At 69.0% G+C, this 25,120-nt stretch carries 25 protein-coding genes; 19 read left to right on the top strand and 6 right to left on the bottom strand.

Annotated elements, in window-relative coordinates; all coding sequences use genetic code 11:
- Positions 1-55 precede the first annotated feature (55 nt).
- From ACIOU8_RS16585 to ACIOU8_RS16550, 8 genes are all read left to right on the top strand, one after another.
- Positions 56-1,165 carry a Gfo/Idh/MocA family protein gene (locus ACIOU8_RS16585; protein WP_400791805.1) on the top strand — a complete coding sequence of 370 codons (1,110 nt, stop codon included), beginning with the start codon at positions 56-58 and terminating at the stop codon, positions 1,163-1,165.
- The gene (locus tag ACIOU8_RS16580; RefSeq protein WP_400791802.1) at positions 1,162-2,670 is read left to right on the top strand and encodes a sugar ABC transporter ATP-binding protein; all 1,509 of its coding nucleotides are present in this window, start codon (positions 1,162-1,164) and stop codon (positions 2,668-2,670) included. Before ACIOU8_RS16585 ends, ACIOU8_RS16580 begins: the two co-directional genes overlap by 4 nt.
- Positions 2,667-3,749, top strand: coding sequence for an ABC transporter permease (locus ACIOU8_RS16575; protein ID WP_400791800.1), 1,083 nt, complete (start codon positions 2,667-2,669; stop codon positions 3,747-3,749). Before ACIOU8_RS16580 ends, ACIOU8_RS16575 begins: the two co-directional genes overlap by 4 nt.
- Positions 3,746-4,786 (top strand): ABC transporter permease, encoded by a 1,041-nt coding sequence (locus ACIOU8_RS16570; RefSeq protein WP_400791797.1) that lies wholly within the window; start codon positions 3,746-3,748, stop codon positions 4,784-4,786. Before ACIOU8_RS16575 ends, ACIOU8_RS16570 begins: the two co-directional genes overlap by 4 nt.
- Before the next feature lie 14 nt (positions 4,787-4,800).
- The gene (locus ACIOU8_RS16565; protein WP_400791794.1) at positions 4,801-5,997 is read left to right on the top strand and encodes a substrate-binding domain-containing protein; all 1,197 of its coding nucleotides are present in this window, start codon (positions 4,801-4,803) and stop codon (positions 5,995-5,997) included.
- Positions 5,998-6,080: 83 nt separating this feature from the next.
- Positions 6,081-6,932 (top strand): sugar phosphate isomerase/epimerase family protein, encoded by an 852-nt coding sequence (locus ACIOU8_RS16560; RefSeq protein WP_400791792.1) that lies wholly within the window; start codon positions 6,081-6,083, stop codon positions 6,930-6,932.
- Positions 6,933-6,975: 43 nt separating this feature from the next.
- Positions 6,976-8,001, top strand: a complete 1,026-nt coding sequence (locus tag ACIOU8_RS16555; protein ID WP_400791789.1) for a sugar phosphate isomerase/epimerase family protein — start codon at positions 6,976-6,978, stop codon at positions 7,999-8,001.
- Positions 7,998-8,291 carry a Dabb family protein gene (locus tag ACIOU8_RS16550; RefSeq protein WP_400791787.1) on the top strand — a complete coding sequence of 98 codons (294 nt, stop codon included), beginning with the start codon at positions 7,998-8,000 and terminating at the stop codon, positions 8,289-8,291. The genes ACIOU8_RS16555 and ACIOU8_RS16550 overlap by 4 nt, the downstream gene beginning before the upstream one ends.
- 10 nt (positions 8,292-8,301) lie before the next feature.
- Here the strand turns inward: ACIOU8_RS16550 and ACIOU8_RS16545 are convergent, their stop codons facing one another.
- Together ACIOU8_RS16545 and ACIOU8_RS16540 are read right to left on the bottom strand one after the other, a co-directional pair.
- The gene (locus ACIOU8_RS16545) at positions 8,302-9,300 is read right to left on the bottom strand and encodes an NYN domain-containing protein (RefSeq protein ID WP_400791785.1); all 999 of its coding nucleotides are present in this window, start codon (positions 9,298-9,300) and stop codon (positions 8,302-8,304) included.
- The gene (locus ACIOU8_RS16540) at positions 9,293-10,288 is read right to left on the bottom strand and encodes a Gfo/Idh/MocA family protein (protein ID WP_400791783.1); all 996 of its coding nucleotides are present in this window, start codon (positions 10,286-10,288) and stop codon (positions 9,293-9,295) included. Before ACIOU8_RS16540 ends, ACIOU8_RS16545 begins: the two co-directional genes overlap by 8 nt.
- Positions 10,289-10,413: 125 nt before the next feature.
- Between ACIOU8_RS16540 and ACIOU8_RS16535 the strand changes: the two genes are divergently transcribed.
- The 4 genes from ACIOU8_RS16535 to ACIOU8_RS16520 all read left to right on the top strand — a co-directional run bounded on the left by ACIOU8_RS16535 (position 10,414) and on the right by ACIOU8_RS16520 (position 12,218).
- Positions 10,414-11,124, top strand: a complete 711-nt coding sequence (locus ACIOU8_RS16535; RefSeq protein WP_400791780.1) for an LLM class flavin-dependent oxidoreductase — start codon at positions 10,414-10,416, stop codon at positions 11,122-11,124.
- A gap of 92 nt (positions 11,125-11,216) precedes the next feature.
- The gene (locus ACIOU8_RS16530) at positions 11,217-11,606 is read left to right on the top strand and encodes a hypothetical protein (RefSeq protein ID WP_400791777.1); all 390 of its coding nucleotides are present in this window, start codon (positions 11,217-11,219) and stop codon (positions 11,604-11,606) included.
- Positions 11,603-11,893 carry a hypothetical protein gene (locus ACIOU8_RS16525; protein WP_400791775.1) on the top strand — a complete coding sequence of 97 codons (291 nt, stop codon included), beginning with the start codon at positions 11,603-11,605 and terminating at the stop codon, positions 11,891-11,893. Before ACIOU8_RS16530 ends, ACIOU8_RS16525 begins: the two co-directional genes overlap by 4 nt.
- Positions 11,894-11,933: 40 nt before the next feature.
- Positions 11,934-12,218: a WXG100 family type VII secretion target gene (locus ACIOU8_RS16520; RefSeq protein WP_400791773.1), complete on the top strand. Its 285-nt coding sequence runs from the start codon at positions 11,934-11,936 to the stop codon at positions 12,216-12,218.
- A 4-nt stretch (positions 12,219-12,222) separates the two neighbouring features.
- Here the strand turns inward: ACIOU8_RS16520 and ACIOU8_RS16515 are convergent, their stop codons facing one another.
- A complete protein-coding gene (locus ACIOU8_RS16515; RefSeq protein WP_400791772.1) occupies positions 12,223-13,167 on the bottom strand; it encodes a zinc-binding alcohol dehydrogenase family protein in 945 nt (314 codons plus the stop codon).
- 9 nt (positions 13,168-13,176) lie between these two features.
- Positions 13,177-17,082 (bottom strand): ATP-dependent RNA helicase HrpA, encoded by a 3,906-nt coding sequence (gene hrpA / locus ACIOU8_RS16510; protein ID WP_400791770.1) that lies wholly within the window; start codon positions 17,080-17,082, stop codon positions 13,177-13,179.
- Positions 17,083-17,107: 25 nt separating this feature from the next.
- Here hrpA and ACIOU8_RS16505 point away from each other — a divergent pair, with 25 nt between their 5' ends.
- The 4 genes from ACIOU8_RS16505 to ACIOU8_RS16490 all read left to right on the top strand — a co-directional run bounded on the left by ACIOU8_RS16505 (position 17,108) and on the right by ACIOU8_RS16490 (position 21,611).
- A complete protein-coding gene (locus tag ACIOU8_RS16505; protein ID WP_400791768.1) occupies positions 17,108-18,295 on the top strand; it encodes a heparan-alpha-glucosaminide N-acetyltransferase domain-containing protein in 1,188 nt (395 codons plus the stop codon).
- Positions 18,292-19,128 (top strand): aldo/keto reductase, encoded by an 837-nt coding sequence (locus tag ACIOU8_RS16500; protein ID WP_400791766.1) that lies wholly within the window; start codon positions 18,292-18,294, stop codon positions 19,126-19,128. Before ACIOU8_RS16505 ends, ACIOU8_RS16500 begins: the two co-directional genes overlap by 4 nt.
- Positions 19,129-19,204: 76 nt before the next feature.
- Complete coding sequence (gene msuE, locus ACIOU8_RS16495) at positions 19,205-19,774, top strand: FMN reductase (protein ID WP_400791764.1); 570 nt, start codon at positions 19,205-19,207, stop codon at positions 19,772-19,774.
- A 37-nt stretch (positions 19,775-19,811) separates the two neighbouring features.
- Positions 19,812-21,611, top strand: coding sequence for a thioredoxin domain-containing protein (locus tag ACIOU8_RS16490; protein WP_400791762.1), 1,800 nt, complete (start codon positions 19,812-19,814; stop codon positions 21,609-21,611).
- A 4-nt stretch (positions 21,612-21,615) separates the two neighbouring features.
- On the opposite strand, the gene ACIOU8_RS16485 is transcribed toward ACIOU8_RS16490, so the two are convergent.
- Positions 21,616-21,834 carry a hypothetical protein gene (locus tag ACIOU8_RS16485; protein WP_400791760.1) on the bottom strand — a complete coding sequence of 73 codons (219 nt, stop codon included), beginning with the start codon at positions 21,832-21,834 and terminating at the stop codon, positions 21,616-21,618.
- 66 nt (positions 21,835-21,900) lie between these two features.
- Between ACIOU8_RS16485 and ACIOU8_RS16480 the strand changes: the two genes are divergently transcribed.
- From ACIOU8_RS16480 to ACIOU8_RS16470, 3 genes are read left to right on the top strand one after another with little or no spacing between them, the layout of a single operon-like run.
- A complete protein-coding gene (locus ACIOU8_RS16480) occupies positions 21,901-22,848 on the top strand; it encodes a hypothetical protein (protein ID WP_400791758.1) in 948 nt (315 codons plus the stop codon).
- Positions 22,845-23,204 (top strand): GntR family transcriptional regulator, encoded by a 360-nt coding sequence (locus ACIOU8_RS16475; RefSeq protein WP_400791756.1) that lies wholly within the window; start codon positions 22,845-22,847, stop codon positions 23,202-23,204. Before ACIOU8_RS16480 ends, ACIOU8_RS16475 begins: the two co-directional genes overlap by 4 nt.
- A gap of 50 nt (positions 23,205-23,254) precedes the next feature.
- Positions 23,255-23,518 (top strand): hypothetical protein, encoded by a 264-nt coding sequence (locus ACIOU8_RS16470; RefSeq protein WP_400791753.1) that lies wholly within the window; start codon positions 23,255-23,257, stop codon positions 23,516-23,518.
- Between the two features lie 4 nt (positions 23,519-23,522).
- On the opposite strand, the gene ACIOU8_RS16465 is transcribed toward ACIOU8_RS16470, so the two are convergent.
- A complete protein-coding gene (locus ACIOU8_RS16465; RefSeq protein WP_400791751.1) occupies positions 23,523-25,076 on the bottom strand; it encodes a dolichyl-phosphate-mannose--protein mannosyltransferase in 1,554 nt (517 codons plus the stop codon).
- Positions 25,077-25,120 lie beyond the last annotated feature (44 nt).

The following is a 25,120-nucleotide window of genomic DNA, read 5'->3' as shown; positions in this document are numbered from 1 at the left end:
GAACTTTTGACAAAGCTCTAGCAAAAGTCGCAGAGCCTGTGTCAGACTCGCCGGCATGACAACGGATGTCACTGACACCGGTCTCGGGACGATCCGAGCCGGAATCCTCGGCGGAGGATTCATGGCCCGCGTGCACCGCACTGCGGCCAGAGACGCGGGCGGCGAGCTTCGCGCCGTCGCCACCCGCTCCGCCTCGGGCGGACGCAGGGCCGCAGACCAACTCGGTGCCGCGCGTGCCGAGATCGATGCCGCCGCGCTGCTCGACGCCGACGACATCGACGTCGTGCACATCTGCACCCCCAACGCCACGCACGCCGAGCTGGCGCTCCGAGCGCTCGAGTCCGGCAAGCACGTCATCTGCGAGAAGCCACTCGCCACGAACGCCGTAGACGCCCGCAGGCTCGCCGAGACCGCGGCGTCGCGAGCACGAGTCGGCGCGGTCCCCTTCGTCTACCGCTACCACCCGATGGTGCGGGAGGCGCGTGCCCGCGTCGCCCGGGGAGACGTCGGCGAGCTCCTCACCCTCGACTGCTCGTATCTGCAGGACTGGATGCTGCTCGCCACCGACGACGACTGGCGGGTGCGCTCGGCATCCGGCGGCGCATCGCGGGCGTTCGCCGACATCGGGTCGCATCTGTGCGACCTCATCGAGTTCGTGATCGGCCAGCGCATCCGCTCCCTGAGCGCCCGCACCCGCAGGGTGTTCGCCGAGCGAGCAGGTCACGCGGTCGACACCGAGGACATCGTCGCGATCCTCGTCGAGACGGAGTCCGGCGCCCTCGGCACGCTGCTGATCTCGCAGATGGCGGCTGGCCGCAAGAACGCCCTGACGCTCGAGCTGCACGGGTCCTGGCAGACGCTCCGCTTCGAGCAGGAGCGCCCGGAGGAACTGTGGATCGGCATGCGCGACGAGTCCCGGCTGCTGCTTCGCGACCCCGCCACGGCCGCGCCCGACTCGGCCCGGCTGCAGCGCGTGCCCTCGGGGCACACGATGGGCTACCAGGACGCCTTCAACGGCTTCATCGCCGACGTGTATGCGGCGATCGGCGGAGCGAGCCCCGACGGGCTGCCGACGTTCGAAGACGGATTCCGCTCGGCCGTGCTGACCGAGGCGGTCCTCGCCTCGGCGGCCGCCCACGGACGATGGACGGAGGTGGCGGCATGACCGCGACGATCACCCAGCCGGTGCTGGAGGTGGCTGGCATCCGCAAGTCGTTCTTCGGCGTCGAGGTGCTCAAGGGCATCGACTTCGACGTGCGTCCGGGCGAGGTGCACGGTCTCGTCGGCGAGAACGGCGCCGGCAAATCGACGCTCATGAAGATCATCGCCGGGGTGCAGCCCGCAGACGGGGGCACGGTGCGGTACCGCGGCGCCGAGGTGCGACATGCGCACCCTCGGCAGGCGATGGATGACGGCATCGTGACCGTCTTCCAGGAGTTCACGCTGCTGCCGGAGCGCACGGTCGCGCAGAACGTCTACCTCGGGCGCGAGCCCCGCCGAGGCGGGTTCGTGGATCAGAAGGCGATGATCCGTCGCACCGGAGAACTGCTCACCGACCTCGGCGTCTCGTTCATCGACCCTCAGTCGAGGGTGGGGTCGCTGACCGTCGCAGAACAGCAGATCGTCGAGATCGTCAAGGCGCTGTCGTTCGAGGCGCAGGTCATCTCGATGGATGAGCCGACCGCTGCTCTCAGTGACCGCGAGGTCGAGCTGCTCTACGCCATCATCCGCCGACTCACCTCTCGCGGGGTGGCGGTGATCTACGTCTCGCACCGGCTCAAGGAGATCTTCGACCTGTGCGATCGCATCACCATCCTCAAGGACGGCGCACTCGTGTCGACCGATGAGACGGGCGCGCTGACGACCGACGAGCTCGTGCGCCGCATGGTGGGCCGCTCGATCCAGTCGTACTACCCGGATGCCGTGGCCGGCACAGTCGTGGGCGAGCCGCGTCTCGAGCTCGACGGCTGCGGCAACGCCTTCGTCGACGGGGTGTCGCTCACGCTGCGTGCCGGGGAGATCGTCGGCGTCGCCGGACTCCAGGGGTCCGGGCGCACCGAGCTGGTCGAGGGAATCTTCGGGATCGATCCGTTCGTGCGGGGGTCGATGCGGGTCGACGGCTCTCCGACGCGCGTCACGAGCGCCAGGGCGGCGGTCCGCGCCGGGTTCGCCCTCGTCTCGGAGGATCGCAAGGCCCAGGGGCTCGCCCTGGGGCAGTCGGTGCTCGACAACTCCCTGCTCGTGATCCGCAGCGTCTTCGCCGGCCGGACCGCGGCGTCACGCCGCGAGGTGCCGGGAGTGCTCAGCTCGCTGGAGATCAGCTCGCGCGGCCTCGACCAGGAGACGCGGTTCCTCTCCGGTGGCAACCAGCAGAAGGTCGTGCTGGCCAAATGGCTGCTCACCCAGCCCCAGATCGTGCTCTTCGACGAGCCGACCCGCGGCATCGATGTCGGTGCGAAGTATGCCGTGTATCAGCTCATGCGCGAGCTGGCGGCTCAGGGCAAGGCGGTGCTGATGGTGTCGAGCGAGCTGCCAGAGGTGATCGGCATGAGCGATCGGATCCTCGTGATGCATGACGGCGAGCTCGTCGCCGAGCTGCCTCCAGGGTCGGCCGAGCATGAGATCCTCGGCGCGGCCACGGGTGCGACCATCGACGGAGGCGCACGATGAAGCGGCTCCGGATCGACTCGACGGTCATCGTGCTCGGCATCCTGATCCTGACACTCATCGTCGGTGCCATCCTCGTCGGCACCGTGGGGCGCAACTTTTTCAGCCCCGGCAACATCCGCGACATCCTCACCGGCATGAGCGTGCTCGGACTCGTCGCGATCGGGCAGACCCTGGTGGTTCTCGGCGCGTCGCTCGATCTGTCGGTCACCTACGTCGTGAGTCTCTCGAGCCTGCTGGCCGCGACGATCATGAGCGGGAACGCCGCGAACGTCCCGGCCGCTGTCGCCGTCACTCTGCTCGTCTGCGCCGGAATCGGCCTGGTCAACGGCCTGATCGTCACCGTGCTGAAGGTCAACGGCTTCATCGCCACCCTCGGTGTGGGACTCATTCTGCAGGGCATCCTCAACACCAACTTCGAGGGCTCGGCGGGCAGCGTGCCGTGGGAGTTCCAGCTCATCGGCGCGACCGGAGTCGGGCCCGTTCCCGTCTCGACCATCATCATGATCGTGCTCGCGGTGCTCGTCTGGTTCCTGCTGAACCGCACCCGCACCGGCGCGCACCTGTACGCGGTCGGCGGCGACCCCGAGATCGCCCGCCTGTCGGGTGTGCGCACGAAGCCGCCACTGATCGCCGCGCACGTGCTGTGCTCGGTGTTCGCAGGGCTCGCCGGTCTGCTGCTCGCCAGCCGTCTGGGTGTCGGCAGTCCCACCGTCGGACAGCAGGGCGGCTACGCGCTGCTGTCGATCGCCGCGGTCGTGCTCGGCGGCACTCTGCTGCTGGGCGGCCGCGGCTCGATCTGGGGCGCGATCGGCGGCGTCGCGATCCTCGCGGTCGTCGACAACGTCATGAGCGTCATGCAGGTCAACCCGTTCCTGAAGGACGTCGTCCGCGGCGTCGTGATCGTCGCCGCGGTCGCCGTCTACAGTCGGCGCTCGATCGTCCGTCGCCGCCCACGCTTCGGAGCAGGCGGTACGAGGACCGGGGGAGACGCCGCCGCCACAGCGGCCGAGTCCGAGATGGCGGCCGCCGCGTCTCACCTCACCGATACGAGCTCCACCGCGGAAGGAGGACGCGCATGAACGCACTGCGCACACTCGTGAGCCCTCGAGGCGCGGTGTTCCTGCTGCTGGTGATCCTGCTCGTGGCTGTCATGATCCTCAATCCGAGCTTCGCTGAGCCTGGCCAGTTCATGAGGTTCATCCAGCGCGTCGCCCCGATCGCCATCGTCGCGATCGGTCAGTACTTCGTCATCATCGCGGGCGAGTTCGATCTGTCGCAGGGGTCGCTGATCACGGCGCAGGTGATCATCGCCGGCAACCTCGTCGGGCAGGACGACTCGCGCACGATCCCCGTGCTGCTGCTCATGATCGTCTTCGGGGCGGTCATCGGACTCGTCAACGGTGTCATCACGACTCTGCTCAAGGTCCCGTCCTTCATCGTCACGCTCGGAATGATGCTCGCCCTTCTCGGCGGTGTCATGTGGTGGACGGGCGGCGCGGCCACCGGAAACCCGGCAGACAGCTTCCGTGAGATCGGCCGCGGCGGCATCCGCGATGTGCCGCTGCTCGAGTTCATTCCGTGGGCGGTCTTCATCCTCATCGGCTGGCTCGCCCTCGGTATCTGGATCACCAAGCGTCCGCTCGGCAAGCTGCTCATCGCGGTGGGCGACAACGCCACGGCGGTCGACTTCGCCGGTGCGCGCAGCGCCTGGGTCACGACCCGCGCCTTCATGATCTCGTCGCTCTCCGCGACGCTCTCGGCCGTGCTGCTCGTCGGCTACGCCGGGGTGCACCCCTCGGTCGGCCGCGGGTACGAGTTCGTCGCGATCACCGCGGTCGTCCTCGGCGGGGTCGTGCTGGGCGGTGGGCGGGGCTGGATCGTCGCGGCGGCGGCCGGTGCCTTCGCTCTCGAGGCCCTCTTCATGCTGCTCAACATCGCCGGCGTCCCGTCGACTCTGCGAGACGCCGTGCAGGGCGTCATCATCATCGCCGCGGTCGCCTACTCCGGGGTCGCCTTCCGAAAGCGGCGCACGCGCAGCCCACAGACTTCTCCGGCTACCGAGGCCGTAGAACCCGTAACAACCAGCACCATCCACACAGAAACCAGAGGAGATTAGCAATGCGACGATCAATGAAGATCGCCACCGCAGGGGTGGCTCTCTTCGGCCTCATCGCGCTCGCCGGGTGTACGACAGACCCGTCCGTGGCGCCGGCGGAGTCGGAGAACCCGGAGGAATCGGCAGAGACCACGGAGTGGTTCGACCAGGAGCTCTTCGACAAGCAGATGGAGGAGCGCGGTGTCGAGCCCCAGGGGCCGGCGGACGAGCCGTACCTCCAGCACATCAACGCCGAGATGGTCGACACGTCCGAGTTCATGAGCGAAGGGGCCAAGAAGGCCTGCTTCGCGAACGCCTCGATCTCGAACCCGTGGCGACAGACCGGCTGGATCACGATGAACGAGCAGCTGAAAGCGCTGCAGGAGGCCGGCGCGATCAGCGAGATGGAGACCCGCGATGCGCAGGACTCCGATGACACGCAGATCGCCGACATCGACTACTTCATCTCCGAGGGCGGATGCGATGTCTTCCTCGTCTCGCCCAACAGCACCGCGGCGATGACCCCGGCCGTCGAGCGGGCGTGCGAGACCGGCAAGCCGGTGATCGTGTTCGACCGCGGCGTCGACACCGACTGCCCGGTCACGTTCATCCACCCGATCGGCGGATTCGCGTGGGGCATCGATACCGCAGAGTTCCTCATCGACAACCTCGACGAAGGCGACAAGGTCGTCGCGCTGCGGATCCTCCCCGGCGTCGACGTGCTCGAGCACCGGTGGGCTGCGGCGGAGAAGCTCTTCGACGAGGCCGGCATCGAGGCTGTGGACTACTTCACGGGCGCGGACCCGGCCGAGATCAAGAGCATCATCAGCGACGAGCTCGCGAAGGGCGACGTGCAGGGCATCTGGATGGATGCCGGTGACGGCGCTGTCGCAGCGATCGAGGCGTTCGAGGACGCCGGCGCGGACTACCCGGTGATGACCGGTGAAGACGAGATGAGCTTCCTCCGCAAGTGGAAGGACACGGGTCTCACCGGGCTCGCACCCGTCTACTCCAACTTCCAGTGGCGGACGCCGCTGCTCGCCGCGCAGATGATCTTCGCCGGTGAAGAGGTGCCGAAGGAGTGGGTGCTGCCGCAGAAGCCGATCACCGAGGGTGAGCTCGACGACTACCTCACCGCCAACGAGGGAATGCCGGACGGGCACTACGCGAAGTTCGGCGGAGAGAACCTTCCCGGCTACCCGACGGTGTGGCAGGAACGTCAGATCCCGTAACGAGCAGTGACGCTCCCGCCCTTCCCTCCGCCCACCCGCGGATGGGAGGGTGGGAGCACACGCGTCATCCCCGAAGGAGCAGGATGCCCCGCACGATCGCCGTCAACACGTGGGTGTGGACGTCTCCGCTGACCGATGCGACGCTCGGGCCGCTCGCGCGCAAGGCCGCCGACATGGGGTATCAGGCGCTGGAGCTGCCTCTCGAGAGCATCGGGGACTGGGATCCGGCACGGGCCCGCGACGTGCTCGACGACCTCGGTCTCGGCGCGATCGTCATCGGAGCGATGGGGCAGGGACGCTCGCTGCTCGCCCAGGCGGGCGACGTCGCCGCGACTCAGGACTACCTGCGGTCGTGCATCGCTGCGGCCACGACGCTCGGCTCCGCCGTGGTCGCCGGCCCTTTCTACGCACCCACCGGGGTGGCATGGCGGATGTCGGCGGACGAGCGCGCTCGGGTCGTGCGGGAGCTGCGCCAGAACCTCGAACCGGTGGCGTCGGATGCCGCGGATGCCGGGATCACGCTCGCCGTCGAGCCGCTCAACCGCTATGAGACCAGCGTGCTCAACACCGTCGAGCAGAGTCTCGATGCACTCGCCCCGCTGCTCGGCGCAGGGGTGGGGCTGGCGCTCGACACCTACCACCTGAACATCGAGGAGAAGAATCCGGCGCAGGCGATCCGCGCGGCAGGATCGGCGATCGCCCACGTGCAGGTGTGCGGGAGTGATCGGGGTGCGGTCGGCGACGACCACACCGATTGGCCGGAGATCCTCCGAGCCCTCGACGATGCGGGGTATCGGGGGCCGCTCGGGCTCGAGAGCTTCACGGGCGAGAACGCGACGATCGCCGTCGCCGCGTCCGTGTGGCGACCGCTCGCGGCGAGCCAGGACGAGCTCGCCGCACGCAGCATCCAGGCGCTGAGAGTGCTCGGCGCTTGAGCCGTGCAGCGATACGAACGTGCAGCGATACGAAGGAGTGTCCATGACCACGCATCCGGTCACCCTGTTCACCGGCCAGTGGGCTGATCTGCCCTTCGAGGAGGTCGCGCGCCTGGCGGCGGAGTGGGGCTACGACGGCCTCGAGGTCGCCGCCTCGGGCGACCATCTCGATCTGCGGCGGGCCGACCAGGATGACGCCTACGTCGCCTCTCGCCTCGAGATCCTCGACCGGCACGGACTGCAGATCTTCGCGATCTCGAACCATCTCGCCGGTCAAGCGGTGTGCGATGCGCCCATCGACTTCCGTCACCGGGCGATCCTGCGCGACTACGTGTGGGGCGACGGGGAGGCCGAGGGCGTGCGCACCCGGGCAGCGGACGACATGAAGCGGGCCGCTCGTGTGGCCCGCAGACTCGGCGTCGACACCGTGGTGGGGTTCACCGGATCGTCGATCTGGCCGTATCTGGCGATGTTCCCGCCGGTGCCGGCATCGGTCATCGAGGCCGGCTTCGAGGATTTCGCCACACGCTGGAACCCGATCCTCGACGTGTTCGACGGTGAGGGCGTGCGCTTCGCGCACGAGGTGCACCCGGGCGAGATCGCCTACGACTACTGGTCGTCAGTGCGGGCGCTGGAGGCGATCGACCACCGCGAGGCGTTCGGCTTCAACTGGGACCCGTCGCACATGATGTGGCAGAACATCGACCCGGTCGGGTTCATCGTCGACTTCGCCGACCGGATCTATCACGTCGACTGCAAGGACACCCGGATGCGGCCGCACAACGGGCGCGCGGGCGTGCTCGGCTCGCACCTGCCCTGGGGCGACCCCCGACGCGGGTGGGACTTCGTCTCGACCGGCCACGGCGACGTTCCCTGGGAAGACGCGTTCCGAGCCCTCGACGCGATCGGATACGGCGGGCCCATCTCGATCGAGTGGGAGGATGCGGGAATGGACCGCCTGCACGGGGCACCGCAGGCGCTCGCCTACGTGCGGTCACTGCTGTGGCCAGCGCCCGCCGCATCCTTCGACTCCGCCTTCAGCAACCAGACGACCGGAGACACCGCATGACCATCCAGCACACCGTCGTGTTCCGTCTCGTGCACGAGGCAGGCAGCCCCGAGGAGCGCGAGTTCCTCGCGACCGGCAGAGCCGTGCTCACGTCGATCCCCGGGGTCGAGGACTTCACCATCCGTCGCCAGGTGAGCCCGAAGAGCGACCTGGAGCACCAGTTCTCGATGATGTTCCATGACCGGGCGGCGTACCGCGCCTACGACGCGCACCCGGCGCACACCGCGTTCGTGTCGGAGCGCTGGGTGCCCGAGATCGCGGCCTTCCAGGAGTACGACTTCGAGGAGTGACCGACGCGGGTCAGGCCGAGTCGCGCAGCTTCACGAGACGCTCGTGCCCGGTCTCCTCGAGTTCTGCGATGCTCTCGCGCGACTTGAGGAAGTCCGAGAACGACCGGTAGCCGAGTGCCTTCTCGCTGAACGACGGGTCCATGCGACGCATGTGCGTCTTCACAGCCGAGCTGTGCAGCCATTCGTCGGCGTCGGCCTTGTCGTGCCCGAGGCGCAGCGCGCGATGCAGCAGCTCGGTCGCCTCACCCTGCTCTGTGCCGTCGCCGTGTTCGTCCACCTTGGCCGGAGCCGCGGTCGCAGCGGCGGCGGCGGCCTTGGCCTTGGCGGTCTTGGCCGGCGGCCGCGACTTCGCCTTGGCAGCGGGCTCTGCGGCGGGTTCGACGGCGGGCTCAGCCGCGACCTCCGGCACCGCGACGACGGTCGCCGGAGCGGTCTTGCTCGGACGCACCACACCGGGCAGGGAGTCGTACGCTTCGAACTCGTCGCACGCGGCGGCGAGCGACTTCGCCGTGGATCCCGCGACGCCGACGCCGATGACGTATCGGCCCAGGCGCTTGCAGCGCTGCGCGAGGGGGACATAGTCGCTGTCGCCGGCGACGATCACGACGTGCGTCAGGTCGGGCAGACGGAACATGTCTTCGACCGCGTCGACGGCGAGGCGGATGTCGGCGCCGTTCTTCGCATAGGCGGCGGCCGGGAAGAGCTGCACCAGATCGACGGCGCGGGCCACCAGCTGCGAGCGGTACACCGCGTTCACCGGCGACGACCAGTCGGCGTACGCACGCGTGAGCACGAGCGTGCCGAAGGACGCGGCGTAGTCGATGATCGCGCCGACCTCGATCATGGCGCGGGAGAGGCGCTCGGTGACCTCGGGATCGGTCGGGTTCTCGGTGATGCGCTGACGGTCTTTGCCGTAGGCGTTGCGTCCGTGCACACGGTCGTACCAGGAGATGACGATGTTGTCGAAGTCGAGGTAGACGGCGACGCGGGCGTCGTTGGCCTCAGCCATGGTTGACTCCTTCGCGCGGGTAGCGCACCCCGATCTGAGCGCGGATCTCGTCGAGGGTTCCCATGATCGCGACGCTCTCGGCGATCGGCAGGATGTCGCCCTCGAGCACGCCGTCGGCGACGAGGCGCTCGGCCGCGTGGGCCTGGTACTGCATGCCGCGGCCCGCGACCTCGGACACGTACTCCTCGACCATCGTGCCGTCGGGGAGCACGACACGGAACGTCGTCGGGGTGTACCAGACGCGATCGATGTCGATGCGCGCCTTCGTGCCGATGATGCTCGCGGCGTTCGGACCCGCGGCTCGCGACGAGGAGAGGGTGGTCGAGATCGCGCCGCTGTCATGCGTCATCACGGTGGCGACCTCGGCATCCGCTCCGGTCTCGATGAGTCGTGCCACGGCGTGGACGGCGGTCGGGGCGCCCAGGACGTCCCAGACGAACGAGACGGGGTAGATGCCGAGATCGAGCAGCGCACCTCCGCCGAGCTCGAGAGCGTTCAGACGGTGGCTCGGGTCGTCTGGGAGGAGCTGGGTGTGGTCGGCGCTGACGGCGCGGATCTCGCCGAGCGTGCCATCGGCGATGATCTCGCGGATGCGCACCATGTGCGGCAGATACCTCGTCCACATGGCCTCCATCGCCAGCAGGCCCCGTTCGGCGGCGAGGCGCTGCAGGTCTTCCGCCTCGCTGCGGTTGAGGGTGAACGCCTTCTCTACCAGCACGTGCTTTCCGGCCTCGAGCGCGAGGCGGGCATTCTCATGATGCATCGGGTGCGGGGTGGAGACGTAGATGATGTCGACCTCGGGGTCGGCGACGAGGGCTTCGTACGAGGGATGCGCGCGCGGGATGTCGAAGCGGGCGGCGAACGCGTCGGCCGACTCCTGCGAGCGCGAGCCGACGGCGACGAGATCGAGCCCTGCCGTGCGCAGATCGGATGCGAACGCGCCGGCGATGCCGCCGGTCGCGAGGATTCCCCAACGAAGACCAGTCATGGTCTCAGCGTAGAGGGTCGCACCGACAGCCGGATCGTCGCGAGGATGTGTCGCCGTATTGCACTCCATGTCTCCGAGCTTCCGCGGTGATTGGCGGTCGCTCGTGACGCTCGTACTTTCGGGGCATGACCGAACCTCTCATCATCGGCGCCATGGTGCGCACCCTCGGCGCCTACCCGTCGGGGTGGCGTCAGCCGGGCGCGCACCGGAATCCCTCGTCGGATGCCGACGTCCTCCGGCACATCGCGCGCGAGGGTGAGGACGCCGGGCTCGATTACCTGTTCTTCGGCGATTGGCTGGCCACGGGGCCCGACCTCGAGTTCCGCGACCCGTATCTGCTGGCGCGCATCGATCCGGTGAGCGCGGTGCTGTTCCTGGCCGGCGTCACCTCGCGTATCGGCCTCATCGCCACCGTGAACACGACCTACGCCGACCCGTACGCGACCGCTCGCTCGCTCGCCTCACTCGACGTGCTGACCCGTGGCCGCGCCGGCATCAACCTCGTCACGGGTGCCGAGCCGCGCGCCGCGGGCAACCACGGCCGAGACGCGTACGCCGACAACGAGACCCGGTACGACCGCGCTGACGAGTTCGTCGCAGCGCTGCGACGCCTGTGGGATTCGTGGAGTGAAGACGCCTGGATCGCGGATGCCGAACGCGGCGTGCTGATCGATCCGAACGGCCTCCGCGGTGCGGGCCTGCACGGGGAGCACCTGCGGGTGTCGGGCCCGCTGAACGTGGCCAGGCCGCCGCAGGGTCAGATCCCGATCGCTCGAGGTGTTCTCGAAGGGGAAGAGATTCTCATTACGAAGGTAGAGACGGTGGTTGTGCCATGACAAAGTACGGACCATTTGCGCAGAGCTCGCCAGGCGGACTGATTGGGTGGTTCGACGACCACAGACGACCCATCCCCGACCACTTGCGACTAATGATTGGCCAACTCGATGGCCGAGAGAAGTACACCTACATCATCTGGCGGGGTGCAGACCCAGAGAGCATCGCAGGGTTCCGCGACGGGGCGAACGACTCGTTCATGCAAGCCGCAGGCTCCGCTGATGCGATGACCGTAGAGGTGCGGCTCCCCGGCCCCGATGGCGAGAGCCACCTGTACACGGTCGGACGACCCGAGCCCGCAGAGGCCACGACCACTCTCATCCCCATCAGCGATGACCGCGCGGTTCGAGTCTTCTCGAACGAGATCTTCACCGCCGACGAGGCTGCAGTGATCTTCTACACCTACTACCTCACCGACGCCGTCTCGCAGCCCTACGTGCTTCGCGAGCTGGATCTCTCGAACGAACTCTCGGAGCTGCGGTGACGGACGATGCTGAGAGGGCGGGCGCGGTGCCATTGGCATCCTCCGCCGACAGCACCCCGCAGCCTCAGAGCGGACGCACGTACTCGGGACTGGTGAAGAACGGCGATGGACCGAACACCTACACCGGGATCGTGATTCTCTTCGGTGCCGTAGTCGATGACTACTGCAGCCCGGAGAGCATCCAGAGGCAGTTCGACGAGGGGGTCAACGCCGGCACACCCGCGCACGGAGAACTCGATGGGGAACCCATCCTCGTCACCCGAGTGGAAGCAGAGATAATGCCGTGACAGATCACAGAACCCTCACTCAGGACCTGCCGGAAGAACGATGAAGGTCTCGGTCCGCCATGATGCCGTCGCGGAGACGATCGCGCAGCTCGCGCTCACTGTGAAAGCGTTCGAGCACGAACTCGACACACTCGATTCCGAGGTCGAACGTCTGAAGTCTTCATGGGACGGGGAAGCACAACGTGCATACGACCGCGCACAAAACGAGTGGTCCACCGCGATCGCGAGCATGAAAGCGCTGCTGGCCGACGCCACGCGCCGGCTGATCACTGCGAACTCCATCTCCATGGCCACAGCCGACACGGCCGCGCGCGTCTGGTCCTGAGGCTCTACGGGATCAGCACGATCTTGCCGGAGGCGTCACCGGACTCCATGAGCTGATGGGCCTGCGCCGCTTCGGTGAGCGGCAGCTCGGGCCCGAGCTCGATGACGAAGTCTCCGGTCGCGAGCAGCTCGACGGTCGCGCCCATGGCCTCGGCCCGCCACGCGAGCTCCTGCTCGGTGAGAGGCTCAGGCGATCCGCCTGAGAAGGCGCGGACGCCGAACGATGCGGCATCCGGTCCGCGCACGATCGTCGCGATGCGGTCGCGGTCGGCGATGAGCTCGAGCGAGACCTCGATGGCCTCGTCGGTGCCTGCGCAGTCGAGGGCGACGGTCACGCCCTCCGGTGCGGCCTCGCGCACGCGCTCGAGCAGACCGTCGCCGTACGCGACCGGGACCGCGCCGAGCTCGCGCAGCTGCTCGTGCCGTGCAGGACTGGCCGTTGCGATCACGGTGGCGCCCCAGGCGACAGCGAACTGCACGGCCGCCTGGCCGACCGAGCCGGAGCCGCCGTGCACGAGCAGCACGTCGCCCGCGGTGACGTCGAGCGAACGGAGCGCCTGGTAGGCGGTGCCGGCGGGGATGCCGATGCCGGCGCCCTCCGCGGCGGTGACCGCATCGGGCAGGGCCACGAGCTTCTCGACCGGCACGGCGAGCATGCTCGAATAGGTGCCGACGGTGTCGCGGATCGCCACGCGGTCGCCGACCGCGAAGCCGTCGACGTCGTCGCCGAGCGACTCGATCACCCCGGCGCCGTCGAACCCGACGGCGCGCGGCTCGGTGATCGGCGGAGAGGGGCGCTTCGCGCTGCGCAGCTTGGCATCGATCGGGTTGGCCCCTGCCGCCTCGATGCGCACCACGGCTTCGCCGCTCAGCGCGATCGGATCGGGGACCTCGATCAGGTGCAGCACATCAGGGGAACCGAACTCTGTGTAGACGATCGCGCGAGCCATGCTCTCAGGCTACCCCCGCGCTGCCAGCACCTTCATGATGCGCTGCGGCGAGACGGGCTGCGCGGTGCCGAGCCGCTGCGCGAACACGCTCACGCGATACTCCTCGAGCAGCCAGCGGGTCTCGACGAGCGCAGCAGGTGCGCCGGGTGCGAGCGGGATCGTCCCCCCGGCATCCTCGAACACCTTCGCCATGCGCTCGAACTCGCTCATGCGGGTGCGGTCCTTGCCCGGTTCGTTCGCCAGGGCCTTCAGCCGGTCGAGCATCCCGTCGAGGTACCGGGGGAAGTGCGCGAGTCGGTCGACGCCCGCAGCAGAGACGAACCCGGGATGCAGCAGGCCCGAGAGCTGGGTGCGGATGTCGTTGAGCGGCCCCAGCAGAGCGAGCGAGTTCTGCGACTTGATGCCGCGCTCGACGTCTCGGGACTTCGTGAGGATGCGGGCGACGAGCGATACGCAGGCGAAGAGTTCGTCGACGAGGGATGCCGAGACGGCGTCGCGCACGCGTTCGAACTCGGCCTGGGTGCGAACGATGCCCCCGGGGGCGAGCCGGTCGATCGCGCTCTGCACCACGGCGGCGCGGCAGTCCTCGATGAGGGCGGCTGCCGACTGATACGGCGACGCGGCGAGCGCGAGCTTCTCCTGGCTCGTGAGGTGCTGCTGCACGTACGACGAAGGTGAGGGCACGCCGAGCAGCACGAGGCGCAGCACACCGGTCCGGGTGGCTGTGCTCGCGGCATCCGCCGTCGATTCCACACGCACCGACACTGTCTTGCCCTGATCGACGATCGCGGGGTACCCGCGCACCACGCCACCGGCGACCCGGGTGTCGAGCACCTCGGGCAGCTCGCCGAACGTCCACCCGGTCAGGCCGTCCTGCTCGATGGAGGCGGCAGGGGCCGCGGCCGGCTGCGGCCCCTTCGACGGCCCCGGTCGGCGGGGCGGGGCCGCGATCGAGCGGGCCACGCTGCTGCGGGCACGGTCGGCGAGCTCCGCCTGCAGCGTGCTCAGGTCGCGGTTCGATCCTGCGACGCGCCCGCGCTCGTCGACGGCGCGGAAGTTCATGCGCAGGTGCGCGGGCACCCGGTCGTCCTCGAAATCGGAAGCCGAGACGAGCTGGTTCGCGAGGGGCTGGATGAGGCGGGCGAGCGCCTCCTTGAGCGTGCGGGTCGGGAGGCCGCCGTGCGACTCCGGGCCGTCTCCGGCCAGCTCGGCCCCGAACTTGTCTGCCCAGTCGGCCGCGGGCACCACATGACGGCGGATCGCCTTGGGCAGCGCGCGGAGCAGACCCGTGACGAGCTCGGCGCGGAGGCCGGGCACCTGCCAATCGAAGCCCCTGTCCTCGATCTGCGCGAGCAGGGGGAGCGGGATCACGACACTGACACCGTCATCGGCGGCGCCCGGCTCGAACCGGTAGGCGAGACCGAGCACCTGATCTCCCTGGGTCCACCTCGTGGGGAATTCGCTCTGATCGGCCCTGCTGTCGTCGTCGAGCAGGTCGGCCTCGCGCATCACGAGCAGCTTCGGCGTGGCGGCCAGGGTCTCGCGCCACCACTTCTCGAACGAGCGCACGTCGAAGACGTCGGCAGGGATCCGCTCGTCGTAGAACCGGAAGACCGACTCGTCGCCGGCGAGGATGTCGCGGCGTCGTTCGCGCTCCTCGAGCTTTTCGAGGCGCTTGCGCAGCTCGGCGTTGCTGCGCCAGAACGCGCTGACCCGCTTGTCGATGCGCGTCGGGTCCCACTCGCCTTCGACGAGCGCATGCCGCACGAACATCTCACGCGAGGCCGCTCGGTCGATGCGGGCGAACTGCACGCGTCGGCGGGGGATGATCTCGACCCCGAACAGCGTCACCTTCTCATAGGCGACAGCCGCCCCTGCGTCCTTCGACCAGTGCGGCTCGGTGACCTGGCGCTTCGCGAGGTCACCGGCGAGGGCCTCGGCCCAGGCGGGATCGATCGCGGCGACCGTGCGGGCGTAGGTGCGCGAGGTCTCGACGATCTCGGCGGCCATGACCGCCTGCGGGGCCTTCTTGCGCAGCGCCGAGCCGGGGAAGATCGAGAAGCGGATGCCGCGGGCGCCTCGGTACTCCGCCATCCTCTTCTTCTTGGGATCGAGACCCTTGCCGGTGTTGCGCTCGTCGAGTATGCCGATCTGCGACAGCAGGCCGGCGAGCAGAGCACGGTGGATCGCATCGGGATCGGCGGTGCCGGTCCCTCGGGCGTCCTTGTCCTTCACCAGCGACCGCAGCTGACGGTGCACGTCGAACCATTCGCGCACCCGCACGTAGTTCAGGTGCTCCGACCGGCAGAGCCGACGGAAGGCACTCGAGCCGAGTTCGCGCTGCTGCTCCCTGAGGTGGTTCCAGAGGTTCAGGATCGAGAGGAAGTCGCTCGTCGGGTCGGCGAACCGCGCGTGCATGCGGTCGGCCTCGTCGCGCACGCTCTGCGGCGCCTCCTGCGACGGACGCTCGCGCACGTCTTGGATCGACATGCCGGCGACGATCGCGAGCACATCGCGCGTGACGTCGGCCCCGCCGGGGCGGCCGGCCTCGATCAGCATGCGGGCGAAGCGGGGGTCGATCGGGATGCGGGAGATGTCCCGGCCGATGCGGGTGAGGCGAGGGGTGTCGCCGCTTCCGGTCACGGCGCCGAGTTCGGTGAGCAGATCGACCGCGGCCTTCACGCCACGGGAGTCGGGAGGGGTGAGGAACGGGAAGGCCGTGATGTCGCCGAAGCCGAGCGACAGCATCTGCAGGATGACCGAGGCGAGCGACGTGCGCAGGATCTCGGGTTCGGTGAACTCCGCCCGACTCTCGAAGTCGTCTTCGCTGTACAGGCGGATCGCGATGCCGTCACTCGTGCGCCCGGCACGGCCGGAGCGCTGGTTCGCGGAGGCCTGCGAGATCGCTTCGATCGGCAGCCGCTGCACCTTCGAGCGGTTGCTGTACCGCGAGATGCGCGCGGTGCCGGTGTCGATCACATAGCGGATGCCGGGAACCGTGAGGCTGGTCTCTGCGACGTTCGTGGCGAGCACGACGCGGCGGCGCACCCCGGCGACGCGGCTCTTCTCGAACACCCGATGCTGTTCGGCGGCCGACAAGCGGCCGTAGAGCGGCAGCACCTCGGTAGGGGAGCGGTCCTTCGAGTAGGCGCCGCGCACGGCATCCGCCGCGTCCCTGATCTCGGCCTCGCCCGGCAGGAACACGAGCACGTCGCCGGGCTCCTCGCGGTCGAGTTCGCGAAGCGCCGCGACGATCGCGGTGACCTCATCGGCCTCCGCCTCCCGGGCTGCTGAGCCCGCCGAAGAGTCCTCCGTCTGGGCGCGATAGCGGATCTCGACGGGGAAGGTGCGCCCCGAGACCTCGATGACCGGCGCCGGCACGCCGTCGGGCGAGGCGAAGTGCCGGGCGAAGCTCTCGGGGTCGATCGTCGCCGAGGTGATGATGACCTTGAGATCGGGGCGCTCGGGAAGGATCCGCACCAGATAGCCGAGCAGGAAGTCGACGTTGAGGGAACGCTCGTGCGCCTCGTCGATGATGATCGTGTCGTAGCGGGTGAGCAGCCTGTCGCGGTGGATCTCATTGAGCAGGATGCCGTCGGTCATCAACGCGATGCGCGTCTCGTCCGACACGTTGTCGGTGAATCGCACCTTGTAGCCGACGAGGGTGCCGAGCTCGACCTGCAGCTCTTCGGCGACGCGCTCGGCGATCGTGCGGGCGGCGAGACGGCGGGGCTGAGTGTGGGCGATGCGCTCGCGCCCGAGGTCGAGGCAGATCTTCGGCAGCTGGGTCGTCTTGCCCGACCCCGTGGCACCGGCGACGATGACGACCTGGTTGTCGCGGATGGCGTCGGCGATCTCGTCCCGCGCAGCGCTGACCGGCAGCTCGGGAGGATAGAAGATCACAGGGGAAGGCATAGAACTCCCATCGTACGATTCATCCGTGAGCACTGTGTCGAAGCCCCTCCCCGCCACGCGGTGGTTCCGTGAGTTCGGGCGCGCTCCCCGCATCCTCGGGCTCGACGTCGCGCGCGGGCTGGCGATCCTCGGCATGGCTGGTGCGCACATCGGTGAGATCGAGGCGTTCGATCCGTCGGACCTGTCGACGTGGACCGACCTGGTGAACGGGCGCTCGTCGATCCTGTTCGCCGTGCTCGCCGGCATCTCGATCGCCTTGATGACAGGACGCAGCACGATCCCGGAGCCGGAGCGGATGCCGAGCATCCGCCTGCAGCTGGTCGGTCGCGGTGCGGTGATCTTCATGATCGGCCTGGCTCTCGAGATGCTGAACACGCCGATCGCGGTGATCCTCACCGTCTACGGACTTCTCTACGTGGCCGTCATCCCGTTCCTCCGGTGGCCGCCGTGGAAGCTGCTGATCGCCGCCGGCATCCTGGCGCTCGCTGCGCCGGCCGTGCTCGCGCTGCTGGCCGCGCTCATGCTGAACCCCTCCGGAGCGGGCATCAGCCTCGTGCTCTACGGTTCGTATCCGATCACGGCGTGGCTCGCATTCGTCTTCGCCGGCATGGCTCTCGGACGCCTGCACGTCGAGAAGCTCGAGACCGCGGCGATCGCGTTCGGCATCGGAGTCGGCCTCATGCTCGTCGGCTACGGTCTCGGCCTCGTCGGGGGTGTCGCCGGCATCGGATCCTCCGCGTGGATGACCGGCGGAGAGGGTGCATCGGGGTGGGATTCGTACCCCGATGCTCTGGCCGCGGCGGATCCGGGAGGCGCCGTCGTCCGAGCGATCTTCGCCGTCGATCCGCATTCGGGTGGAACGGCCGAGATCCTGGGCTCGGGTGGGTTCGCCCTGTCGGTCATCGCGCTGTGCGTGCTGCTCAGCGGGCCGCTGCGCGCCGTGCTCCTTCCGCTGGGCGCGTTGGGATCCATGCCGCTCTCGGCCTACAGCGTGCACGTCGTGTCGGTCGCGCTGATCGCGGGACCCGGCGGCTTCTTCTCGAGCAACGCCTTCTGGGCCGCCACCGCGATCGTGCTCCTTCTCGTCACGACGCTCTGGTCGATGCTGTTCGGGCGAGGGCCCCTCGAGCGACTCGTCGGCCGGGTCGCGACGAGGATGGCCGGTGTTCCCCCTGGGCCACCTGTCATCACAGGTCGTAGGGTGGAACCATGACGATTCCTGCACTCGAACTGAACGACGGCCATTCCATCCCGCAGCTGGGCTACGGGGTGTTCAAGGTTCCGGCCGACGAGACCGAGCGTGCCGTGAGCGAGGCGCTCGAGATCGGCTACCGCCACATCGACACGGCCGCCATCTACGGCAACGAAGAGGGCGTCGGCGCGGCCATCGCCTCCTCGGGCATCGCGCGCGACGAGCTGTTCATCACCACCAAGCTCTGGAACGACCGCCACCACGGTGAGGAGCCGCGCGCGGCGATCGGCGAGAGCCTCGAGAAGCTCGGCCTCGACGCGGTCGACCTCTACCTCGTGCACTGGCCCACCCCGGCCAAGGACGACTACGTGCACGCGTTCGCCAAGCTCATCGAGCTGCGCGACGCCGGTCTCACGCGCAGCATCGGCGTCTCGAACTTCCTCGTGCCGCACCTCGAGCGCGTCGTGGCCGAGACCGGAGTGACCCCGGCGGTCAACCAGATCGAGCTGCACCCGGCCTATCAGCAGCGCGATGTCGTCGACTGGGCGACCGAGCACGGCATCCGCATCGAATCGTGGGGACCGCTCGGCCAGGGCAAGTACGACCTGTTCGGCACGCCGGCGATCGCTGAGGCCGCAGCCGCCCACGGCGTGACCCCCGCTCAGGCGGTGCTGCGCTGGCACCTGCAGAAGGGGTTCATCGTCTTCCCGAAGTCGGTGCGGGCCGAGCGTCTGCGCGAGAACCTCGACGTGTTCGGCTTCGAGCTGACCGATGCCGAGATCGCGCAGATCGATGCGCTCGACCCGCTCGACGGCTCCGGCCGCGTCGGCTCGCACCCCGACGACGTGAACTGAGGCGTCCCGTTTCGACAGATGACGCCCCGTGTCGCTCTCCGCGACACGGGGCGTCGTCGTGAGTAGCGTCAACGGCATGACTGCTCCCTACCGCGTCGTCGCCGTCTCCGGCTCTCTGCACGAGCCCAGCAAGACCACGGCACTCGTCCGTGCGATCGCCGGGGCGATCGCCGAGCGGGCCGAGGTCGAGATCGAGGTCATCGAGCTCACCGACATCGGTCCATCGCTCGCGGGGGCGCTCCGTCGCGACCAGCTGCCGGCGAGCATCGAGGAGAAACTCGTGGCCATCGAGGCCGCCGACCTCCTGATCGTGGGCAGCCCCGTCTACCGCGCGTCCTTCACCGGCCTGTTCAAGCATCTGTTCGACTTCGTCGGCCAGTACGAGCTCGTCGGCAAGCCGGTGCTGCTCGCGGCGACCGGAGGAGGCGAGCGCCACGCTTTGATCATCGAGCATCAGCTGCGGCCGCTGTTCGCCTTCTTCCAGGCGCTGACGCTGCCGCTCGGCGTTTACGCCAGCGACACCGATTTCGACGGCTACGTGATCGCGTCCGACGTGCTCCGCGCGCGCATCGACCTCGCCGCCGACCGTGCGCTGCCCCTCGTCGGCTACGCCGCCTCCCGACCCGCGGAGCTGCTCGTCTCCTGACGGTCTCGTCGTGCGCTGATCGGCGTAGCGTGGGCGTATGACGAACCGGCTCGCCGACACGCTCAGCCCCTACCTCCGCGCACATGCCGACAACCCCGTCGACTGGTATCCCTGGGGTCCCGAGGCCTTCGCCGAAGCACAGCGCCGCGATGTGCCGCTGCTGATCTCGATCGGCTATTCGACGTGCCACTGGTGCCACGTGATGGCGAGGGAGTCGTTCGCCGATCCCGACACGGCCGCCCTGATCAACCGCGACTTCGTGGCGATCAAGGTCGACCGTGAAGAGCACCCGGACGTCGACGACGCCTACATGGCCGCAGCGTCGGCGTTCACGCAGAACCTGGGGTGGCCGTTGACCGTGTTCACGACGCCGCGGGGTCGCACGTTCTATGCCGGCACGTATTGGCCGCCCGAGCCACGACAGCCGATGCCTGCGTTCCGCGACGTCCTCGCCGCGGTTCAGGAGGCCTGGACCCTGCGCCGGGTGCAGGCGGAGGAATCGGCGGATGCCGTGACCGATGCGCTCGCCAGAGCGGGGGCGGCGATGCCCTCGGAGCTGCCGGACGCTGCAGCGCTCGCCGGAGCGGCCGAGACGATCGCGGCGCGCGAGGACCGTCAGTTCGGCGGCTTCGGCGGTGCCCCGAAGTTCCCCGTCGCGACGACCCTGAGCCTGCTGCAGACACCGCTGGTGCGGCGAGAGGCGCGCGATGCCGCGGCCTCGGCAGAGCGTGCGCTCACTGCGATGTCGGCCTCGGCCCTGCGCGACGCCGTCGGCGGCTTCTTTCGCTATGCGACGCAGCGCGACTGGACAGTGCCGCACTACGAGCGGATGCTGACCGACAACGCCCAGCTGCTCGCCATCGCGCTCGACGCGGGGGATGAGACGACTGCGCGGGGCGTCGCGGACGTCCTCGTGGGCACGCTGCGCCGAGAGGGCGGCGGGTTCGGTGCGGCGCAGGACTCGGAGTCGTGGATCGACGGGAAGCGCAACGAGGGCGGGTACTACCTGCGTCCGGTATCGGAGCGCGGCGGACTCGAGCCCCCGGCTGTCGACGGCAAGGTCATCACCGGATGGAACGGCCTGGCGATCGCGGCGCTTGCACGGGCCGGCGCGAGGCTCGGCGAGCCCTCGTGGATCGCGAAGGCAGAGGATGCCGCGGCGTACGTGTTGCGGGTGAATCGTGACGCGGCGGGCGCTCTGGTGCGCGCCTCGCTCGACGGCATCGCGTCGCAGGCCGTCGCGACCGCCTCCGACGTCGCGCTGCTGGCCGACGGGCTGTTCGCACTCGCCGTCGCGACCGGCGATCCGCGCTGGGCCGTCGAGGGGCGCGGTCTGCTCGATCTGGTTCTCGCCGGCGTCCGGGGCGATCCGCTGCTCGCCGAGCACGGCATCGCCGTCGCCCCCGATCAGACCGACGGCGACCTGCCCTCGGATGCGGCCGCGGTCGCCGCCGCCTCTCTCACCGCATGGCGACTCGGCGCGGGGGACCGATATCGCGAAGCCGCCGCCGTGCGGGTGCGCGAGCACGCGACGCAGGCCATCGCGCAGCCGTTCGCGCACGGCAGCCTGCTGCGGGTCGCGGCGGGGCTCATCGATGCGCCGAGGCAGCTCGTCGTCGTCACGGAGGTGCTGGAGGGCGCGCTCGCGGCCGTCGCCCGTGAGGCCGACGCCGACGTGATCGCGGTCGTCACTCCTTCGCAGGCGCGGGCGTTCGCGGATGCCGGGTTCGAGCTGTTCGAGGGCAAGGGAGGCACGGTCGAGCGGGCCTTCGACTGTCGAGCCTTCGTGTGCCGGCTGCCGGTGAGCGACCCCTCCGAGGTGGCGCTCGAGCGCTGAGGGTTCAGCGTGCGTTGCGCGGATGCTGCCGTGCGGTGCGCTCGTTGCCACGGCGGTAGTTTCCCGTCGCTCGCGCCATGAGGAGCTGAGGATCACTGTGGGCGACCTGGCCGAGGAACTCGGCCGCCTTCGCGCCGCGCAGCACGGTCGCCGTCACTCCGCGGTGGCGGATGACGACCTCTTCGCCGCGCACCGCGAACTCGAAACCTGAGGGGCGTCCCATGTGAGAGATCGTATCGGGATGCATCACCCCTTCTGTATCAACAGATTGACACAGAAGCCTCGCCGCGTGTACCGTTCGAATGGTACACAGATGGGGGTGATCATGGCCGGGATCATGATGGTGGTCTACGTTTTGGGAATCGTCGTGGCAGCGATGATCCTGTCGTCGGCGGTGCAACGGCGGCCGGTGTCCGCCGTGCCCGAGCGACTCACTCCGGTGATCCACGCGGCGCGGCGTCGGGCCCTGATCGCGGTGCTCTTCGCGGCGACAGTCTTCCTCGCCGGCATGATCGCCGGCATCACGCTCCCCGAGCTGCTCGGGCAGCCGTTCGCGGTCACGCCGTTGATCGCGGGGGCGGCCGGCATGCTCCTGTACAGCGCCACGCCGCCGCGACTCGTGCTGCTCCGCGACGATGAACCCCGCGTCGCGCGACTGGTTCCCCGCTCCGCGTTCTCCGCGGTGCCTGCCCGGTGGGCGACGGCGTTCCTCGTCGTCATCGTGCTGTTCGTGGCACTCGTGCTGCTCTGCGGTCTCACAGCGGGCCTCGACGAGGCAGGCCGCTCGCGCGCCATCCGATTCGAGGCGTACGACGTCGAGTCCTCGTCGAGTCCGTATCCGGGGTGGTTCTACGGCGTGCCCGCCCTCGGCGCGATCGCGCTGATGACGGTGAGCCTGGTGATCGCGCTGCGCCGCATCAGCATCACTCCGGCTTTCCCGCACGCCGCAGACGCAGAGATCGATCAGGCGTGGCGGCGCACCTCTGTCGAGGTCGTGCTGAAGCTCGGTGTCGGAGCTGTGCTCTTCTCGCTCGGCGGAATTGCGCTGATCGCCGGGCTGGCGATGGGCAATGCGACGATCGACGGCAGCACTCCATTCGGCTGGTCGGTGCTCGCCACCGTGCTCTGGATCTCGGGCGGTGCGGCACTCGTGATCAGCATCGTGAGTGTCACTCTCGCCGGTCTGACGGCGATCACGATAGGGGAGGCGGCGACCACGCGGGAGACCGTTCGATGATCACCGTCGATCCCTCCGCGGCCGTCTCGCCCTTCGAACAGGTGCGTTCTCAGATCGCCGACAGCATCCGCTCCGGCGAGCTCGGCGAGGGTGCGCGGCTCCCCTCGATCCGTCAGCTCGCGGCCGACCTGCAGGTCGCGGCGGGAACCGTCGCGAAGGCGTACTCGGCTCTCGAGGTCGAGGGGCTGATCGAAAGCAGCCGGGCGCGGGGAACGCGCGTGCGGGCGGGCAACGCGCACGGCGAGCGGGTCCGCGCGGCCGCGCAGGTGTTCGTCGACGCGGCGCAGGGGATCACCCTCGAGGAGGCGCTCGGGGCAGTACGGGCGGCGTGGATGACGCAGGCCTCCGGTCAGTGATCGGTCGAAGACGTCGGTAGGGTCGAGAGCGCACTTCAGGAGGCACGCGCATGACCACCGAGGTTCCCACCACCACGACCACGGGGCTGCACCCGGGGCTCACCCGTCGGCAGATCTCGATGATGCCGATGCGCATGTGGGGCTTCCCGTGGCTCTCATGGCTATGCCTCGCGCTGCTCGCCGGCGTGATCGCACTCTCGATGATCGATCCCGCCGCTCGCGTGCAGCTGCTGCTCACGATCGGTCTCACCGCCGTGCTGGTGGTGGTCGCGCGCCTGACGCGCGACACCTCGCGCGCCGGCGTCGACGGCTGACGGGTCAGATCCAGCCCGGCAGCCAGTTGTGGAGCAGCCAGAAGTCGTAGGGCACGCTCATGCCGGTCCAAACCGGGTAGTAGAACGCGGAGACCAGCAGCACGACGGCGAGGAAGATCATCACCGTGCGCTCACCTGACTGTCGGCGATGCAGCGGGTCGTCCCGTCGCCCGGCGATCTGGCGCAGAGCGACCGCGAGCGCGATCACGAGGAACGGCGCCATGGCGACCGTGTAGAACTGGAAGATCGTCCGCTCGGGGAACAGCAGCCAGGGGACGTAGGTCGCCGCGAGTCCGACCAGGGGGAACGTGAATGCAGGACCGACCGGCGTGCGGTCGATCCATCCGCGCACGAGACGGTAGAGCAGGTACAGGGCTGCGGCGACGCTGGCGTACCAGATGATCGGGTTGGGGATCGTCGAGATCACCGCGATGCAGTGGTCGACGCCGCAGGGCCCCGGATCGCTGCCCACCCAGACCGCCGTGGGCCGCAGCAGCAACGGCCACTCCCAGGCGGGGCTCGCGTAGGGGTGGCCCTTGCTGAGACCGACGTGGAAGTTGAGGATCGCCTCGTGGTAGTTCCACAGCGCGATCAGCGGGTTCGGGTCGCTCTGACGGGCATATCCGCCGGCTGTGACGAACCACCCCGTCCAGCTGACGAGGTAGGTGGCGAGAGCCGGGAGCACGAGCAGCACGAACGAGACCGGACCCTGGCGGAACGCTGCCGCCGTGGGCCAGAGGATGACCCCGGCGCGACGACGGGCGAGAGCATCCGTCACCACGACATACAGGCCGAAGGCCGCCAGCGCGTACAGGCCGGACCACTTCACGGCGCAGGCCGCGCCGAGCGCCACACCCGCAGCGACCAGCCAGGGGCGCCGCCAGAGCACGGGACCCCACATCGGCTCGGGGGAGTCGGGAGCGGTGCGTTCGAGCAGGGGGATCGACCGGTCGCGGTCGATCAGGATGAGCAGCGCGCCGAGCATCAGGAAGAACGTCAGCGGCCCGTCGAGCAGCGCGGTGCGACTCATCACGATGCTGAGGCCGTCGATCGCCAGCAGGGTGCCGGCGACGGTCGCCGCCACGATCGAGCCGGTCAGCCTGCGGGCGACCAGATAGGTGAGCAGCACGGTGGCAGCGCCCAGAACAGCCGTCGCGATGCGCCAGCCCACCGTGTTGTCGGGTCCCCCGACGGCCATCCCCAGGGCGATCAGCCATTTGCCGAGGGGTGGGTGCACGATGAACGCCCCTGCGTCCGACAGCGGCAGCTGCTGCAGCGTGATGAACGCCTCGTTCGCATCCTTGCCCCAGGTGCCCTCATATCCGAGAGTCCACAGCGACCAGGCGTCCTTGACGTAGTAGGTCTCGTCGAAGGCGAGCTGGTGCGGGTGCCCGAGGTTGACCAGACGCAGCACCGCAGCGAGGGCGGTCACCACGAGCGGTGCGAACCAGCGCATCATGCGCCCCCAGTCGGGGTCCTGCAGCACGCGGTCGCGCAGTCGCCCGTAGCGCGTGAGTCGCTGCTCGGGCGGAGGCAGCAGGGGCAGGGGCGCGGTCACCGCACCAGCCTAGACACTCCGCCGATGGGCGCCGCCTAAGCTGG

It is taken from the genome of Microbacterium sp. NPDC087589 (assembly GCF_044743635.1).
Taxonomy (GTDB): domain Bacteria; phylum Actinomycetota; class Actinomycetes; order Actinomycetales; family Microbacteriaceae; genus Microbacterium.
This window is presented reverse-complemented; position numbering and strand designations above follow the sequence as displayed.